Genomic DNA, 16,366 nt, shown 5'->3' with positions numbered 1-16,366 from the left:
TTAGCAAGACCATTCACAATGGGACGTTATATGACTTCTTCACCTGCAATGACGGATAAAAAAGCCCAATACGATGCGATCCATCAATCACTGAAAAATACGATAGATGAGTCTCGATTGATTCGAGATCCGCTTCGTACCCTTGCCTACGGAACGGATGCGAGCTTCTATCGTTTGCTTCCTCAGTTAGTGGTCCGAGTGAACAACGAAGACGAAGTTCGTTTGGTACTCAAAGAGGCGAAATCGCAGAATTTGCCAGTAACGTTTCGAGCGGCGGGCACGAGTTTGTCTGGACAGGCGGTAACCGACTCCATATTGCTTCAGTTGTCCGACCAGTGGAAAGGTCATCGCATCCTCGATCAGGGTCAGCGCATTTCACTGCAACCCGGCATTATCGGCGCACGTGCTAATCAACTACTGGCACCGTTTCAACGTAAAATTGGCCCCGATCCCGCGTCTATCAATGCTTGTATGATTGGTGGTATTGCCGCGAATAACGCCAGCGGTATGTGCTGTGGTACGGCACAAAACAGCTACCAGACGATTGAAAGTGCTAGGCTGATTTTTGCGGATGGCACCTTACTGGATACCGCCGATGAAAGTAGCCGCTTAGCCTTTGGCAATCACCATGCCGATTTATTAGATACCTTGACTCAACTGTCAAATCAAGTACGTGCTAATGATGACTTGGCTAACAAAATAAGACACAAATATCGTCTAAAGAATACAACAGGATACAGTTTAAACAGCTTGGTGGATTACCAAGACCCGTTTGATATTTTGTTGCATCTGATGATTGGCTCCGAGGGTACGTTAGGGTTTATCAGCGAAGTCACTTACCAAACGGTAGTGGATCATCCAATCAAAGCGGCAGCCATGATCTTTTTTGCCGATATGGAGGCGACTTGTCGAGCGGTCACGTCCTTAAAAAGTGCCCCTGTGTCCGCCGTTGAGTTGATCGACCGAGCAGGACTTCGGGCAGTCGAAGGCAAACCTGGTATGCCGGAGAGTCTATCTTCTCTGGAGGCGCAAGCAGCGGGCTTGTTGGTGGATGTTCGAGCCGCTACAGAAGAAGAGTTAGACGATAATTTGGCTCTGGTAAAGCAGGCGCTAAATGGGCAGGCAACCCTAAACGACATTGAGTTTACCCAAGACAAAGTCATTTACGATTCTTATTGGAAGATCCGCAAAGGCTTGTTTCCTGCCGTCGGTGCGGTACGTCCTGTTGGGACAACCGTGATTATTGAAGACGTGGCTTTTCCGGTCGAAAAACTCGCCGAAGGCGTGTTAGAACTGCAAGGCGTGTTTCAAAAGCACGGTTACAGTGAAGCAATTTTGTTTGGTCATGCGTTAGAAGGCAATTTGCATTTTGTCTTTACTCAAGGGTTCGATGACCCGAATGAAGTGAGTCGCTATGCCGCCTTGATGGATGAGGTTGCCCATTTAGTGGCAGGTAAATACAAAGGATCCTTAAAAGCAGAACACGGTACAGGGCGAAATATGGCACCTTACGTGGCATTGGAATGGGGCCAAGAGGCCTACGATATCATGTGGCAAATTAAAAATGCCTTTGATCCACAAGGTTTGCTGAATCCAGATGTCATTCTCTCCCATAATGCTAATTTGCATGTGGAAAACCTGAAGCCACTGCCTAAGGCCAATGATCTGGTTGACACCTGTATCGAATGTGGTTTCTGTGAATCGGTTTGTCCGTCGAAAGCGCTAACGCTAACGCCTCGTCAGCGTATTGTGATTTGGCGGGAAATCCAACGTTTAACCACATCAGGAACCGATCCTGAGCGTTTAGCCGCTCTGAAAAAAGAGTACGACTATCAAGGTGTCGATACTTGTGCCGCTTGTGGCCTATGTTCGATGCAATGCCCTGTTGGCATTAATACTGGGGATCTGACCCGTGAGCTGCGCCACGATCGTCACCCAGATAGTAAAGTGGGTTATTGGTTGGGTGAGCATTTTGAAGGAGTGACTCAAACCGTACGGTTAGGATTATCAACGGCCAATGTGGCCCGAAAAATCGTTGGTAATAAGGGGATGGCATCCCTAACAAATATGGCGAATAAAGTGACCGGTGGCGTGGTGCCCCATTGGCGAACCACCATGCCAAAAGGAGCGGATTCCATTCGTTCATTGTTGTCAGAAAAAATGATCCAAGATGGCAATGTCCCTGATAAAGAGTTGGTGAAACCGACAGTGGTGTATTTGCCCAGCTGTGCGACAAGAATGATGGGGGCGGATCCTACCGGGCAAGACCAGCGCTCTGTTATGGACGTTATGTTATCTGTACTTAAAAAATCCGGTTATCAGGTTATTGTACCTGACGAGGTTGAAAGTAGCTGTTGTGGGTTAGCCTTTCAAAGCAAGGGGCAGTTTGCCGTCGCGGATAAAAAGGCTAAGGATTTAAATGCAATGCTATTGAGTATTAGCGACAACGGGCGTTATCCGATTGTCTGTGATACCAGCCCTTGCCTATTACGTATGACACAAACCTTGGATCCCGTATTGGAATTGTATGAGCAGGTGGGGTTTCTCAATGAATTTGTTCTTCCAAATTTAACCATTACCCAGAAAGCGCCTCGTATTGCCTTGCATGTAACATGCAGCACAACGCGCATGGGATTGGCGGATAGCTTTGTTCAACTGGCCCATCAATTGGCCGATGAGGTAGTGATTCCTCCCGAGGTAACCTGTTGCGGCTTTGCGGGTGATAAAGGGTTTTCTCATCCGGAACTGAACGCCAGCGCCCTGAAAACCTTAGCGAAAGCGGTAGAAGGCTGCGAAGTGGGCTATTCAAACAGCCGCACCTGTGAGATTGGCTTAAGCGAACACAGTGGCATTGAGTATCAATCCATCGTCTATCTCGTTGATAAAGTGTCTGAGGCCTCGTCTGGTTTGTAGGTCTTATTTTAGTTCAACAAGGTGATAGATAGTGACGATTTGTTCTTGGGGTTAATCAAAGGAATTGTGTCGAGGCCATAATGAAGATGACATAGAAAAAAAGATGAAAAAAAGCACGGTTTGTTTACACTATATTGACACATGGCGTGGATTGTTTAAAAGGGCCTTTTTAGTCATCAAGCTGTGAGGAGAACCGTGTGAACTTTGCCAAAAAAGCATTGAAGCGGATTGTTGTTTCTAGTTTAGTGATTAGTATTGCCGCAGGCTTTATTGGTTGGAGACTAACTAATGAGTCTCTTGAGAAAGAGACAGTAAACCTTGCCTTAGAAGTATCTCAAGGAACCATATCGCATTTTAATCTTAAAGAGGCATCGCCTGAACAACTCTTAGTTCTTGCAAAACAAGTAACGGATCGCTTGTTGATTGATTGGTTTGATATCGCTGAACTTTACGATAAAAATGGTAATCGGATTGCAGAGTCTAGAACACCTTCTGGCAATAAAATTGAAAAAGTTTTGCCACCGCACGAAATCCCCAATTACCAAGAGCCTTTTTACAAAAGTAATCATATAGATTATGACATTTGGGTGTTAAGCACCTTTATTCCCTTAAAAGAACAGGGTGTCATTTGGGGGTATTTGGAAGGTGTTCGCGTTGTGCCAGATTGGCAGCGAGCTGATATCCGTAACTTTGCTCTTTTGATTGCGTTAATGGCAGCAGGTGCCGCTTGGTTGTGTGCTTTGATCATCTATCCGCTGATTTTGTTTTTGAATCGTGAAAACCAGCGTTACATCGGTCGAATCAAAGACGCTAACATCGATATGATGTTTACCATGGGCAAAGCCATTGCGCTTCGAGATTCGGATACAGGGGCTCATAATTACCGTGTGGCGTGGCTTGCAACAGAACTTGCGGAAGCCTATGGCATGGAGGCGGAATCGTTCAAATCTCTGATTCTAGGCAGTTATTTACATGACGTGGGGAAAATTGCCATTTCGGACGGTATTTTGCTGAAACCAGGTAAACTGACACCTGAAGAAATGGAAGTCATGAAAACTCATGTGCTAGAAGGCGTGAAAATGGTGGATGGCATAGCGTGGCTTAGTAATGCGAAAACCGTTATCGAAGCACACCATGAAAAATGGGATGGTAATGGTTATCCTCATAAGCTTTCGGGACAAAATATCCCCATCAGCGCCCGTATATTTTCGATTGTTGATGTGTTTGATGCCCTATGTTCTAAGCGACCTTACAAAGAACCGTTCAGTTATGACAAAGCCCTCTCTATCATCAAAGAAGGCAGTGGTTCGCATTTTGATCCAGAGTTAGTAGTTTTATTTGAATGCCATGCGCGCCGTCTTTATGACACTATAATCCATGCCGACGAAGAGACATGCCGGACACTGATGTTGGAAAAAATTGATCGATATTTTTATTTTTAAATAGTTGATAGAGTCATTGCTATTTCTCATTAACAGGTTTGTCTGTCGTTGTATATCTCACTTCTCGGCTAACCGTAAGGTGGTCGATAAAAGCAAGGAAGACAGTAGCGTTAGAGATTGATGATTAGTTCATGAATATTTGGCCTCGTCCCCCCAAAATATGACAATACCGTTGCTAAACGCTTTGCTCACTGCTAAAAAAGAAAGAGTAGGTAATTGGATCAAATGACGAATTATTGCCACGGTAAGATAAAGGCAATATATTAAGGAGCTAAAAACTGTCTAGGGAACAGGGGCCATACACTTAGTAATAATCAGATCCCCAAAAACGCAATAATACGAAGTAATAAGCATGAAACTGTTTAACCCTAGATCTTTAGAATTTCTGAATGCCATTGATAGATATGGTTCTCTTAGAAAAGCGGCCAATAAACTCAATGTTGATCCTTCTGCAATAAGCCGTTCAATCACTTTATTAGAAGATCAAGTATCCACACCTGTATGGGAAAGAAACAATGCATCAAGCATCATCACTCCAGCAGGAAAGGAACTCCTAAGTTATTACAGAACCATGCAGGCAAGCGAAGCGGCAACGTTGTCGAGAATACAAGACTATCGTGAGCTAAGAACTGGAGAAATTAATATTGCTATAGGCGAAGGCTTTATAACGGATTTAATAACAAGTTCACTACAAAGTTTTTTAGAGCAATATCCTGGCATTCAGCTTAGCGTTGAAATGGCTGGCGCCAAAGAGGCGCTTCAGCTGCTAGAAGACGACCAAATAGACTTTGCTGTCACATACGCCTCGCCTAATCATATAAACCAAGTTTGTCACATAGAGACACTCCATCCGTTGGATGTCATCGCGCCTTATGGTCACCCTTTAACAACATTAAATAGGCCAATTGAGTTTCAAGAAGTTGAAAATTGCTCGATGGCGTTAATCAATCAGTCCACGGGTATGGGAAGATTGGTCGCTCTCGCTGAAGAAACAGAAAATGTGACACTCACCCCTCGACTCAGAACAAACTCCGTTGCCGTGCTAAAACACTTTGTCAGCTCGGGAGCAGGCATTAGTTTTATGCCAAGACTAACCGTTAAGAATGAAGTCGAAACGAATCTTATTACCATTATTGAGACAAGTAATGTCATTCTTTCCCATGCTAAGTCACGGGTTATTAGCAAAAAGGGGAGAGAACTCACTGTTCCTGCTCAAGAATTGATCAATCACTTGCAATTATCGGCCTCTTTTTTAAAGAACGATGCGCCAATAGTGTTGAATAAATAGCAACACTCAATGTATTGAAACCGCAACAATGCAACTCTTATCCTATAAGTGCATAACTTATAAATACATCACAAAGGAAAAAATAATGCATTTCACACTTAAAGCTATTAAGAAGTCTTTTAAGGCTTCACTCGCTGCTGGGCTTGTTCTGAGCACCAGTACTCTCTTTGCTCAAACCATTAACCTGAGCTACAACGGTGTTCCTGATGCAAATAAAAATGCAGTGCATCTATTTGCCAGTAACCTAAAAAAGCTGGTTGAGAAAAAAACCCATGGAGATCTAGAGATCAAACTTTACCCAAATAGTATGCTGGGTGAAGAAGATGCACGAATGGAACAGGTTATGAATACGCCAAGCCTAAACATTGCATCTTTTGCGGGTATTTCCCCTTTGTTCCCTGAGATTTTTGTTAGTGCCATCCCTTTCATGTTTTCAGATTTTAAACAGGCACATAAATTCTTTGATAAGGGCCAGTACTGGAAACAGGCTAAAGCAGCATTTTATAAGAAAACGAATACCCACATTATGGCCGTCGTTGAAGAAGGTGGATTTCTAGCTTTCACAAACAACAAACGCCCTATTCATAGCCCCAAAGATTTCAAAGGGTTACGTTTCAGAGCGATGGATAAAAGCCAAGTTGCATTATATAACGCGTTTGGTGCATCAGGTACTCCTATTCCATGGACTGAAGTCTATATGGCCCTCAAAACGGGTGTTGCCGATGGGCAGATGAACCCACCTATGTATATTATCCTTGGCAGCTTATATGAGGTTCAGAAATATTTAACCTTAGCTAATATTCAATACTCAGATCAGTTCTTAGTCGCAAATGATGCCCTATTGAAAAGCTTAAGTCCGCAAGACAGAAAAGCATTAGAGGAATCTATTAAAGAAGCCACGCTAGAGAACCGAGAGAAAGTGGAAGCACAAGTAAATAATCGAATTAAGTTCCTAGCAGATCATGGCATGGAAGTTTATCGGCCTACAAAAGCGGAATTGACACAATTCAAGGAAATCGGTCAGCCATCCTATTTAGCTTGGTTGAAGGAGCAAGGTATTGATCAAAAATGGATCAATATGGCATTGAAAGACGCTAAATAATTCATATTACATCCAAACGCCGAGAGGCGTTTGGAAAGGATTGCCCGATGTTTAAAAAATCCCTTTCTGTACTGTCCAAAATCCTGATTGCTCTGTCTTGTATTTCATTGGTTTTGAATATTTTATTGCTCTTTTTTGGTGTGGTTTCTAGATATTTATTCAACGACTCACCTATGTGGACAGATGAGTTATCTCGCTACCTTATTATTGGTTCCGTTATGCTATCCATTGGAACAGTTTATCTTTCCGATGGTCATATGCGAGTGTCATTAATCAAAAAATATTTACCTAAAAAAGCTCACGCCATACTCCAGTGGTATCGATGGATCATCGTCGTTGGTGTTAGTGGTTTGTTTTCCTATATAAGTTTCAAATACGCTTTGTCTTTAACAAATTTTCAGACAATGGCGCTCGGTATTAGTAAAGTTTATCCGTACTTACTTCTGCCTATTGGCTTTCTATCGCTAAGCTTATTTTCCTTGCTCCAAGGGCCATATGTCGAGGAATTTGAAAAATGCTAATTACTATGCTCCTCGTGTTTATCGCCAATATCTTATTAGGTCTTCCGCTATTTATCAGTCTGATTACCTCGGCGCTTTCGGGCTTTTTATTTGTTGATCCGTCTCTCATACCAAGAATGCTGCCGCAGCAGTTTTTTAGTGGTATCAATTCATTTTCGTTGATGGCGATTCCACTTTTTATACTCGCTGGAAACTTAATGAATGCTGCAGGGCTAACCCCAAAACTCATTGATTTAGCCAAATCACTCGTTGGTCATTTAAGAGGAGGATTAGGTTATGTGAACATCGTATCTGGCGTCTTTTTTGCGGGCGTAAACGGTTCTGCGGTAGCGGATACCTCTGCGCTGGGCTCTTTATTGGTGCCTGCAATGAAAAAAGAAGGTTATTCGCCTTCGTATGCAGCAGGCTTAACTGCTGGCAGTTCATTAATCGGTCCGATTATTCCCCCTAGCATCTTCATGATCCTATATTCATCGGTCACAAATACGTCCGTTGGCGATTTATTTTTAGCAGGTATTATCCCGGGATTAATACTCGCCCTCGCCTTTATGGTGATGAATTTTATTTATACCAGAAAAGCAAATATTCCCAAATCGTCTACAGGCATTGATTTAAAAGTTGTTTTTCGTTGCCTCATTCAAGCAGGGCCTGCGTTATTAGCCCCCATCATTATCGTCTGTGGCATCGTTTTTGGCATTGTGACACCAACTGAGTCAGGGGTTTTGATTGTCATTTATACTTTATTGATTGGTATCGTTAATCGTACCCTTGATCTGCGCAAAATTCTCAGTGCCTTAAAGGAAACCACCCAACTTAGCAGCGCTATTTTTGTCATCATTGCGGCTTCTTCAATTGTTAGCTGGCTATTGGCTTATGCCCAAGTACCAAGCCATTTTGCAAAACTGTTAACTCCTTTCGAAGACGACCCAGTGTCAGTATTACTCTTAATCAGCCTGATTACATTTGTAACGGGAATGCTGATGGAGGAGGTCTCAGCACTCATGCTGTTGACGCCCGTGTTTGCTCCTGTTGCGCTGCATGCTGGTGTGGATCCCGTACACCTTGGGATTATTATCACAATGAACATTACAATTGCCTTGATAACGCCACCAATGGGCGCCTGTGTTTATGTCGCAGCCGCAGTAAGCAAAATAGAAATTACCGATCTCTTTAAGTCAATTTGGCCATTTGTTTGTGTCGCCGTCTTGGTTTTATTAATACTGATTTTCTTTCCATCATTGACCTTAGCTATCCCTGATTTATTTAAATGAAGAACCTTATGATTTATCCAGCAATCCCAAATGCCGGTATGCCAAATTGGAAAATGCTTTCTTCCATTCCGATTGAAGAGTGTCATGAAAAAATTGTACCTAGTAGTTTATCCAGTTTGTTTAAAACCCACCCGGTCTACTACAAGATGAAAGTTGCGCACTCTTTGCCTGAATGCTTTGTTAGATCCTCTGTCATGGATCGTTTGAATAAAGCTGCTTCTACGTTACCCGATGGCATAGATTTGGTTCTGCTGGATGGATGGAGACCCTATCCCGTTCAACAATACTTATTTGAGACTTTAACGAACCTTCTACAGAAGGCAACACCAAAACAAACCGTGGAGGAAACCTTGGAAAAAGCACGTACCATAGTATCTCCTCCAACGGATAACCCCTCCAATCCCAGTCCACACTTAACGGGAGGCTCCGTTGATGTGACCCTTTGCACCAGAGATGGCAAACTTCTTGATATGGGGACAGAGTTTGATGAAGCCAGTGATGATTCATGGACTGCTGCTCTTGAGCAGAAAGAGAACTTTCTCTATTCAAATCAAAGAGATAATCGGAGGATGTTATATTATGCGATGACGAAAGCTGGATTTACAAACTTGCCTAGCGAGTGGTGGCACTATGACTTTGGAAATCAGCTATGGGCCCTGTTCACTAATAATAAAAAAGCTTTATATGGCGCAACATCGACTACTAGCATAGAACAGATGTGGAAGAGCCAATTAACACTCTAGTGGACTCACTGATTTTTAGATATCTATATAGAATGTCAGTATATTCAGTGCTATCAATGCTAGGCCTAATATATTTATAGAAGGCCAGTGGAAACATTATCCAAAGAGCGTTCTATTTCATCCATGAGTAGCGCGCTTTTTGCGTTGGGATGTTTAAACGGTCTTAATGCATAGATAGTGTCTCGTCGTTGAAAGGGGTCATGCAAGACATGCACTAAACTGCCGTTCTGGATTGACCCATGTACTACCCAGTTTGGTAGGCAGCAAAAACCAATTCCTTCGATTGCTAGCATGAGTTGACCATGGAAATCGTCACACTTTGCGGCAATGTAGTTTCTTTCTTCGAGCTTATTCCAGCAAACGGTACTGTTCTTCGAGTATTTTTTGATTAATGGCATATTTTCTAGCTCGTCGATATGAGTGAGCCGATGTTTAGAGACAAGATCCGGACTAGCACATATATGCCAAGTTTGCTCTCCGAGTTTTTTGGAATATAACGTACTATTTGGCTGATCTCCAATTCTTATGGCTAGATCAAGACGCTCAACAATAGGATCAACTAACCGTTCTGTTAGATCAAAACTAAGCTGAATATCTTGATTATTTTGTTTCACTTTTTTTAATATGGGGATAATAACGGTTTTACAAAATGTTGGTAAACAACTGATCTTGATCTCACCAGATTCTGCATTTTCTATCTGTCGGATATCTTCAATAACACTAGAAAGATGTTTTAATATCTCTTTTGACTCTCGATATAAATGATCACCTGATTCGGTTAAGCCAATAAAATGACTGGATCGAATGAATAACTTCGCACCAATCGACTCTTCCAAGCGATCGATCTGTCTTGTGACTGTCGATACATGGACGCCAAGTTGTTGTGCCGCTTTCGAGAAACTCCCCTTCTCAACGATGGTTTTGAATAAAAAAATCTGGTCAGAACTGATTGGATAATCCATTTTGCATCCTATGCAAAGTTTCTTTGCAATAATTTATCTGGAAAAATAAAGAGTACTTCATACAATAGTTTTTTACTTTAAAGTAACGTTAATCTGAAGAAATATAGTAAATATGCTAAAGGTTTTAATAAATGAATGATAGATACTCAGCAAATCAACGTATAAAAAGACTTATTATGCTGATTACTATTCTAGGACAAGCATCGATTGCCTTGTATCTGCCTGCCTTGCCTGTTATCAGTCAAAATTTAGCTATTGATGCTTTTCAGTCAAAACTTACTGTGACGAGCTTTCTGCTTGGTTTTGCTGTGTCTCCTATGTTTTTCGGCCCTATCTCCGATTATATTGGCAGAAAACCCATTTTATTAGCATCGTTGACTTTAGCATTAATCGGTTTTTTAGGTAATAGCATAAGTAAAACCATAGACGTTTTTGTATTATGTCGTGTTCTGGAAGGCTTAGGATGCGGTGGATTATTAACGAGCGGACGTTCTATTGCTAGAGATGTTTTCTCAGGAAAAGAACTAGCAAGTGCATCATCCTATTTGTCCATGGGGTTTGCTTTAGGCTTTGGTTTAAGCCCTGTTATTGGCGGTGTGTTAGTCCATCATTTGGATTGGAAAGTTATTTTTTATGTGTTAGCTGCTTTTGATCTTATGTTGATACTAGTGTGTACCTTTTATCTTCCTGAAACCAAAAGTCGGGAAGAGTCTAATAAAAGTGGTCGAATGATGAATATATTGCATGACTATCGATCTGCATTATTTAATCATTGCTTTATGTTGAATGTATTGGGTGGATTTTGTGCCTATTGTATTATAGTGTTATATAACATAGTCACCCCCTTTCTTATTCAAGGTGGCTTTGGTTTTTCATCCAGCCAGTATGGTTATCTTGCTGTATTAATAGGTGTTCCTTATTTCATAGCTGCATCCATCAATAAAACACTGGTCATGAAAACGAGTGTCTATTTTTCCTGCTTAATTGGTGGCGGGATGATTACCTTATCTGGTTTTTTAATGTTCGCCTTAACAACGGTTTATACACCCAATATTTATGTTTTAATCATTAGCTTTATGGTGGCAACATTTGGTCAAGCTTTAATCTTTAGTAACACCATCGCGATGGCTCTACAATTGTTCCCAGCAAGGTCGGCGGGTCGAATAAGTGCATTCTTTAGTAGCTTTCAGATGCTTCTTGTCAGTATCGTCTCTGTCGGTTTTGCTATGCTGTCAGATAAAAGCGTGACTTCACTGGCTATTGTCATATTTGCATTGGGTGCCGGTGCGTTAATTTGTATTTTTGCTTCTGAAAAAGCAGGTAAAGTGAGTAAAACGGTGGTTAATTGAGCCAATAGCTCAGAGCCGTTGATATTTTGTATTATGGCCTCGATGATGGATAAAAGGACGGGCATATTATCTCTGTTAAAATAGCCATAGCCCAGTGAAATAAGGACCAAAAGGATAAAAATGAAACCGACTTTGATAAATGACAAAATGGTTGCTCGGTTGCAGCACTGCGACAATGAAGTCAATAGTGATTTTAATTCGCCTGAGGAGCTGGCTGAGATGTGTAAAAAGATCGAGAGCCAAGCTGATCCAGAGCATTCCGTTACTTTAATAAGCTTGCTTTCAAGTTATCTTGAAGCAAAGGCTATGTCACATTGGTTTCATGGGGGGGATTTGGCGACCTTTAAAAACCTTTGTTATAACATACTGAAACTGAAATACATTTCTGGGCAACCGCCATGTAATAATCCTAGGGCTCACTCCGTTATTGGAGATCGCTTATTCTATTTGTTGTCTGATCATGAACCCTTAATTTCATGGTTTAGTCAATTAATGTATGACTATAAAGTCAATCATAGTGACTCCAGTTTGGCTAATAGTTCTAGTAACTTTTCGTTGCAACTTGCTTTAGCATTGCAGGGTGATATTGATTTGCTGGGAGAGCGGGCGGAATATTTTGTGGAAAACCCACCTAAGAATTGGACAAAACGCTTTTTGGTTGATAATCAGTTCTATTTAGCTTTAGCAAAAGGTGATGAGCAAGGTATGGAGGCGGCAATAAAAGAGCTGGTTACACCTAGAAGGCTTAATTATCGAAAAGATTGGGATGAGGGGGCGTTTACGCAAGGTCTAATCGGCACATCAGCAATAATATACAGCAAGCTTGCATGGCGATATGGCTATGAGATCATTGTAGACAGTCCTTATCTTCCGAAAGAGTGGATCCCTGTAAAGCCGCTAGAGAACTATGAAGATGAGTTTGATTTCATGAAAGCATTTTCTTAAAGGATTGGGATAAAAATGAAACCGACCCTGATAAATGACAAAATGATTGCTCGCCTTCAACATTGTGATAATAAAGTCAATAGTGATTTTAATACGCCTGAGGAGCTGGCTGATATGTGCGAAAAGATCGAAAGCCAAGCTGATCCAGAGCATTCCGTTACTTTAATAAGCTTGCTTTCAAGCTATCTTAGGGCGAAGGCCATGTCACATTGGTTTCATGGGGGGGATTTAGCGACCTTTAAAAACCTTTGCTATAACTTGCTAAAACTGAAATATATTTCTGGGCAACCGCCATGTAATAACGCCAGACCACGGACGGCTACTGAGGATAGCATCTTTTATCTACTGTCAGACCACGAACCTTTGATTTCATGGTTTAGTCAATTAATGTATGACTATGAAGTTGAAGTTAATCATAAAGAGTCCAGTAAGGTTAATGGTGGAGCTTACTACTCATTGCAACTTGCTTTAGCATTACGAGGGGATCTTGATTTGCTGGGCGAGCGGGCGGAATATTTTGTGGAAAACCCGCCTAAAAATTGGGCTAAGCGTTTTTTGCTGGATAACCAGTTTTATGTGGCATTAGCAAAAGGCGATAAGCAAGGGATGGAGGCAGTGATAAGAGAGTTAGTTACACCGAGAAAAATTTATCAACGCCAATCTGCTGAAGGTGCTTATACAGAAAACTTAATCAGTTCTTTAGGATTAAGATACAGCAAGCTTGCATGGCGATATGGCTATGAGATCATCGTAGACAGTCCTTATCTTCCGAAAGAGTGGATCCCTGTGCAGCCGCTAGAGAACTATGAAGATGAGTTTGATTTCATGAAGGCATTTCCTATTTAGCTGTAGTGGAATGGGCTCGTTGTCATTGGCATTTTGCATGGCGATCGCGACGGTGTATAAAAATGACGGATATACATATTGAGACTTTTGTATGACTACTGCGCTTGCCAATACTTTGTTAACAACAGACTCAAAATGCTCATTTATAGGGATAAACTCCGCTTTTTCGTCTGTTTTTGCCGCGTCTTGGCGTCGCTCGTGATATCGTGCAAAGGTCTCATATTATCACTGTTAAAGTCGCCACCGTTCCAGTGAAATAATGAACTAAGAGGATGAGACTGGCTTTGGTTCATCAAGTGTGACTTATTATGATGATAAAGGCAGAGCATTTCGTAGAGAAGATTATGGTCAACAAAGTACTCACGGCTCATTGGGCCAGCGTGCTGATGGCAGGTCTGTAGCTCATGAGCACCAGTTTGACTACAATGATCGTGGTTACCCTATTAAGCAGAATGTTTACAGACCACTTTCTGAAAATGGAACTCCTGCTGGCCCTTGGATAGGTGAATAATGAGTGAGACTATTATTGGGTATATAAATTCAATCCCAAGAAATGAATTGATAGTTTTAGAACGTGATGTGCAGCAAGTGACACCTTTCGGGTTTAAGTTTACGGATGAGTTGAAGCTGTATAATTATCCCGAAAGTCATTTCCAGAGAAGTGATATTGTTCAGTTTTTAATATCAGATTCGAATGAATCTAACACTGCAACGATATTGCTTGAGGAAGAATATTACGATCCAAATGATGAATCGGAAAGTGACTTTCGGAAAAAATTTCCTTCGATGTTGAAGGAGAGGATTTTTGAAATCACGAAGATCATTAAATACTTAGTGCAGCAAGATTGTGTGCGAGAATTAGGCTTTTCAATTAGTTTCTGTGATGAAATAGAGCAAATAAAACATGCCTCTATTGAGTCATTTGAAAATACTGTTGTTGCGGATTGTATAAATAGTTGCCCGCCAAATACACTCTACTTGATAGACAAATAAACCAACAAAGCCCGCTCTCGCGGGCTTTTTAATGTGCGGTCTGTTGTATTACCGTCTCTAGCATCTCCATCACAAATTGCTGTTTAGCTCTTGGCAGTTGCCTGACCTGCTCGATCTGCTGTTGCAGCTTTGACGCAGGCCCTGTATTTAATGGGACACACATCTTAATAAGTCAGTACTTTCCATGCTCATAGGCTGTGTGTCCTATTAATTTAATGACAGCGGGTATGTCGGCTGCCGCCTCTGAAGCAGCCGCACCAGCGGTTGCAAAATGGCTTTATGGTACATCCGATCCGAAAAAGCTAAATGCCGACCAAAAGCAAACCATCGCCTCGATATTTGGGGCCGCCTCCTTTGCAATAGGCAGCAGGACGGGCAGTACGACCAATGCCATTGCTACCAGTCAATTGGGTGAAAATGCCGTCGCGAATAACTATTTGACGCTTAAGCAAAAAGAGACGTTCAGTAGAGCGATGAGAGTTTGTAAAAGTAATGGGAAGCAAGATAATATTTAATGGGACACACATCTTAAGAAGCCAGTATTTTCCAGGCTCATAGGCTGTGTGTCCAATCAATTCCTGTCAATGAATTGAGTCTGAAACATCAGCAAAACTTGCTCCACCACTGGCAGCAAGATATTTCCCGACATCAGGAACTGAAATCTATAGCACAAGATGTTTTGAACGGATTATAACTATGACTGAGAAAAATGCGGATACTACGGTGTACCAAAACTATCTTAAAGATCTTGGTGTACTGATAAGAGAAATGGCACTGGAAGCGAAGCAACAGTTAGTAGAGAAGGATACTGACTTCTCTACTGGCTATATGGCTTGTTTCCACAGAGTGGTGTCGTTGATGCAGCAGCAGGCAGAAGCTTTTGATATATCGCTTGAGGACATTGGATTGGATGGAATAGATGCCGACGAAGATCTTGTTTGAGTTGTTGCTTTGATGTGGTGTTCCAAACAGCTTAATAGGACACACATCACCATTCGTAATCCGCCAGGTAAAGATTTAGTGCATGAGCGTGGTCGTGAAGCTGCAAAAGGTTACGGTTACGAGCATTCCAATCTTCAGGATAGAGACCTTCACCGTTTGCAGCATAAGTATGACAACTTTGGTAGGAAAAATGCCGAGAGGCCGCCGCAATAGCGGTTGCCTCCTTTGGGTCAAAAAGTATGAAGATTAATGCAAAGCAAATAGAGTCCGTTATTGCACTAGCTGGATCTGAACGTTATAAGCACTTTGTAAAAGTTGTTGCTGATTGGGAAGAGGTTTGGGGATTGTATCAGGATGGTTGGGCATTAGCTTCAACTGATGATGGCCAAACAGTTTTCCCATTATGGCCTGCTAAAGAGTATGCGCAATTGTGCTCTGATAAAGAATGGAGCGGTTACGAGCCGGAGTCTTTTTCCTTGGAAGATTTTATGGGTGAATTGCTTCCTAATCTGAAAGACGACGGCGTGCTGCCAGGCATATTTTATACTCCTTCAGATAAAGGTGTGACGCCTGCAGTTGATCAGCTTTTGGCTGACTTAAATGAAGAATTAGAAAATTATTAATTGTTAAGCCCCGGAGTTCAGGGCTTTTCTTTATCTGCTATTTATTCCCCTTAGCCGCAGCCTGTCGCTGCAATGATTGTTTGGTCTGATGCTTGAGTATCAAGCCTTCCAAAACGCCCTGAGCTAGTAGCTTGTCCTCTTCATCAAACTGACAGATTGCCTCAAATTGCAGCCTTAGCAGCTCATCCAGCCCACGTTCCCCTTCACCAAAAATCAGTTCAGCGGCGCTTACTGTTAAAGTGGTGGCCAGCTTACGGATAATATCCAGTGTTGGCTGGGTGCTGCCGTTCTCATAGCGCTGAATCTGAGTGATGTGAGAATATAAAGTATTTAATATGGGTGTCTCGCAAAACATCCTAAAGCAGGCGCCTTTAAGCTTGGTATAAGTGGTCCAAACAAGGATATTATCCAGTTAAGTAGAGAATG

Annotated in this window: 18 protein-coding genes; 16 read left to right on the top strand and 2 right to left on the bottom strand. The window is 41.9% G+C overall.

The features are described 5' to 3' along the window. Positions 1–30 precede the first annotated feature (30 nt). From JHD45_RS06390 to JHD45_RS06360, 7 genes are all read left to right on the top strand, one after another. Positions 31–2,913 (top strand): FAD-binding and (Fe-S)-binding domain-containing protein, encoded by a 2,883-nt coding sequence (locus tag JHD45_RS06390; protein WP_199475674.1) that lies wholly within the window; start codon positions 31–33, stop codon positions 2,911–2,913. Positions 2,914–3,110: 197 nt separating this feature from the next. Further along, positions 3,111–4,355, top strand: coding sequence for an HD-GYP domain-containing protein (locus JHD45_RS22505; protein ID WP_199475673.1), 1,245 nt, complete (start codon positions 3,111–3,113; stop codon positions 4,353–4,355). 352 nt (positions 4,356–4,707) lie between these two features. Beyond that, positions 4,708–5,643, top strand: a complete 936-nt coding sequence (locus tag JHD45_RS06380) for a LysR family transcriptional regulator (protein ID WP_199475672.1) — start codon at positions 4,708–4,710, stop codon at positions 5,641–5,643. A gap of 85 nt (positions 5,644–5,728) precedes the next feature. Further along, positions 5,729–6,745, top strand: a complete 1,017-nt coding sequence (gene dctP / locus JHD45_RS06375; RefSeq protein WP_199475727.1) for a TRAP transporter substrate-binding protein DctP — start codon at positions 5,729–5,731, stop codon at positions 6,743–6,745. A 47-nt stretch (positions 6,746–6,792) separates the two neighbouring features. Then, positions 6,793–7,266, top strand: coding sequence for a TRAP transporter small permease (locus JHD45_RS06370; RefSeq protein ID WP_199475671.1), 474 nt, complete (start codon positions 6,793–6,795; stop codon positions 7,264–7,266). Continuing rightward, positions 7,260–8,537, top strand: coding sequence for a TRAP transporter large permease (locus JHD45_RS06365; protein ID WP_199475670.1), 1,278 nt, complete (start codon positions 7,260–7,262; stop codon positions 8,535–8,537). Before JHD45_RS06370 ends, JHD45_RS06365 begins: the two co-directional genes overlap by 7 nt. Positions 8,538–8,545: 8 nt before the next feature. Continuing rightward, a complete protein-coding gene (locus tag JHD45_RS06360; RefSeq protein WP_233407622.1) occupies positions 8,546–9,280 on the top strand; it encodes a M15 family metallopeptidase in 735 nt (244 codons plus the stop codon). Between the two features lie 74 nt (positions 9,281–9,354). Here the strand turns inward: JHD45_RS06360 and JHD45_RS06355 are convergent, their stop codons facing one another. Further along, on the bottom strand, positions 9,355–10,242 hold the full coding sequence (locus JHD45_RS06355; RefSeq protein ID WP_199475668.1) for a LysR family transcriptional regulator: 888 nt from the start codon (positions 10,240–10,242) through the stop codon (positions 9,355–9,357). Between the two features lie 176 nt (positions 10,243–10,418). Here JHD45_RS06355 and JHD45_RS06350 point away from each other — a divergent pair, with 176 nt between their 5' ends. The 9 genes from JHD45_RS06350 (at position 10,419) to JHD45_RS06310 (ending at position 15,940) form a co-directional block, all read left to right on the top strand. Next, the gene (locus JHD45_RS06350; protein WP_199475667.1) at positions 10,419–11,591 is read left to right on the top strand and encodes an MFS transporter; all 1,173 of its coding nucleotides are present in this window, start codon (positions 10,419–10,421) and stop codon (positions 11,589–11,591) included. 120 nt (positions 11,592–11,711) lie between these two features. Continuing rightward, positions 11,712–12,536 (top strand): Imm49 family immunity protein, encoded by an 825-nt coding sequence (locus JHD45_RS06345; protein WP_199475666.1) that lies wholly within the window; start codon positions 11,712–11,714, stop codon positions 12,534–12,536. Between the two features lie 15 nt (positions 12,537–12,551). Beyond that, positions 12,552–13,382, top strand: coding sequence for an Imm49 family immunity protein (locus JHD45_RS06340; RefSeq protein WP_199475665.1), 831 nt, complete (start codon positions 12,552–12,554; stop codon positions 13,380–13,382). Between the two features lie 298 nt (positions 13,383–13,680). Then, positions 13,681–13,893, top strand: coding sequence for a hypothetical protein (locus JHD45_RS06335; RefSeq protein ID WP_199475664.1), 213 nt, complete (start codon positions 13,681–13,683; stop codon positions 13,891–13,893). Beyond that, positions 13,893–14,375, top strand: a complete 483-nt coding sequence (locus JHD45_RS06330; protein ID WP_199475663.1) for a hypothetical protein — start codon at positions 13,893–13,895, stop codon at positions 14,373–14,375. Before JHD45_RS06335 ends, JHD45_RS06330 begins: the two co-directional genes overlap by 1 nt. Before the next feature lie 227 nt (positions 14,376–14,602). Next, complete coding sequence (locus JHD45_RS06325) at positions 14,603–14,890, top strand: VENN motif pre-toxin domain-containing protein (protein WP_199475662.1); 288 nt, start codon at positions 14,603–14,605, stop codon at positions 14,888–14,890. Positions 14,891–15,071: 181 nt separating this feature from the next. Continuing rightward, the gene (locus tag JHD45_RS06320) at positions 15,072–15,317 is read left to right on the top strand and encodes a hypothetical protein (protein WP_199475661.1); all 246 of its coding nucleotides are present in this window, start codon (positions 15,072–15,074) and stop codon (positions 15,315–15,317) included. Between the two features lie 12 nt (positions 15,318–15,329). After that, positions 15,330–15,530 carry a polymorphic toxin type 8 domain-containing protein gene (locus JHD45_RS06315; RefSeq protein WP_199475660.1) on the top strand — a complete coding sequence of 67 codons (201 nt, stop codon included), beginning with the start codon at positions 15,330–15,332 and terminating at the stop codon, positions 15,528–15,530. 26 nt (positions 15,531–15,556) lie between these two features. After that, complete coding sequence (locus JHD45_RS06310) at positions 15,557–15,940, top strand: DUF2750 domain-containing protein (RefSeq protein ID WP_199475659.1); 384 nt, start codon at positions 15,557–15,559, stop codon at positions 15,938–15,940. 37 nt (positions 15,941–15,977) lie between these two features. Here the strand turns inward: JHD45_RS06310 and JHD45_RS06305 are convergent, their stop codons facing one another. Further along, positions 15,978–16,295: a helix-turn-helix domain-containing protein gene (locus JHD45_RS06305; protein WP_199475658.1), complete on the bottom strand. Its 318-nt coding sequence runs from the start codon at positions 16,293–16,295 to the stop codon at positions 15,978–15,980. Positions 16,296–16,366: the final 71 nt, after the last annotated feature.

This window comes from Marinomonas spartinae (assembly GCF_016461715.1).
GTDB lineage: Bacteria > Pseudomonadota > Gammaproteobacteria > Pseudomonadales > Marinomonadaceae > Marinomonas > Marinomonas spartinae_A.
This window is presented reverse-complemented; position numbering and strand designations above follow the sequence as displayed.

Bases quoted from the DNA above. Each gene is read 5' to 3' on its own strand.
- JHD45_RS06390 (WP_199475674.1), top strand. From the start codon at position 31: ATGACTTCTTCACCTGCAATGACGGATAAAAAAGCCCAATACGATGCG.
- JHD45_RS06380 (WP_199475672.1), top strand. From the start codon at position 4,708: ATGAAACTGTTTAACCCTAGATCTTTAGAATTTCTGAATGCCATTGAT.
- dctP (WP_199475727.1), top strand. From the start codon at position 5,729: ATGCATTTCACACTTAAAGCTATTAAGAAGTCTTTTAAGGCTTCACTC.
- JHD45_RS06370 (WP_199475671.1), top strand. From the start codon at position 6,793: ATGTTTAAAAAATCCCTTTCTGTACTGTCCAAAATCCTGATTGCTCTG.
- JHD45_RS06365 (WP_199475670.1), top strand. From the start codon at position 7,260: ATGCTAATTACTATGCTCCTCGTGTTTATCGCCAATATCTTATTAGGT.
- JHD45_RS06360 (WP_233407622.1), top strand. From the start codon at position 8,546: ATGATTTATCCAGCAATCCCAAATGCCGGTATGCCAAATTGGAAAATG.
- JHD45_RS06355 (WP_199475668.1), bottom strand. From the start codon at position 10,242: ATGGATTATCCAATCAGTTCTGACCAGATTTTTTTATTCAAAACCATC.
- JHD45_RS06350 (WP_199475667.1), top strand. From the start codon at position 10,419: ATGCTGATTACTATTCTAGGACAAGCATCGATTGCCTTGTATCTGCCT.
- JHD45_RS06345 (WP_199475666.1), top strand. From the start codon at position 11,712: ATGAAACCGACTTTGATAAATGACAAAATGGTTGCTCGGTTGCAGCAC.
- JHD45_RS06340 (WP_199475665.1), top strand. From the start codon at position 12,552: ATGAAACCGACCCTGATAAATGACAAAATGATTGCTCGCCTTCAACAT.
- JHD45_RS06330 (WP_199475663.1), top strand. From the start codon at position 13,893: ATGAGTGAGACTATTATTGGGTATATAAATTCAATCCCAAGAAATGAA.
- JHD45_RS06325 (WP_199475662.1), top strand. From the start codon at position 14,603: ATGTCGGCTGCCGCCTCTGAAGCAGCCGCACCAGCGGTTGCAAAATGG.
- JHD45_RS06320 (WP_199475661.1), top strand. From the start codon at position 15,072: ATGACTGAGAAAAATGCGGATACTACGGTGTACCAAAACTATCTTAAA.
- JHD45_RS06315 (WP_199475660.1), top strand. From the start codon at position 15,330: ATGTGGTGTTCCAAACAGCTTAATAGGACACACATCACCATTCGTAAT.
- JHD45_RS06310 (WP_199475659.1), top strand. From the start codon at position 15,557: ATGAAGATTAATGCAAAGCAAATAGAGTCCGTTATTGCACTAGCTGGA.
- JHD45_RS06305 (WP_199475658.1), bottom strand. From the start codon at position 16,295: ATGTTTTGCGAGACACCCATATTAAATACTTTATATTCTCACATCACT.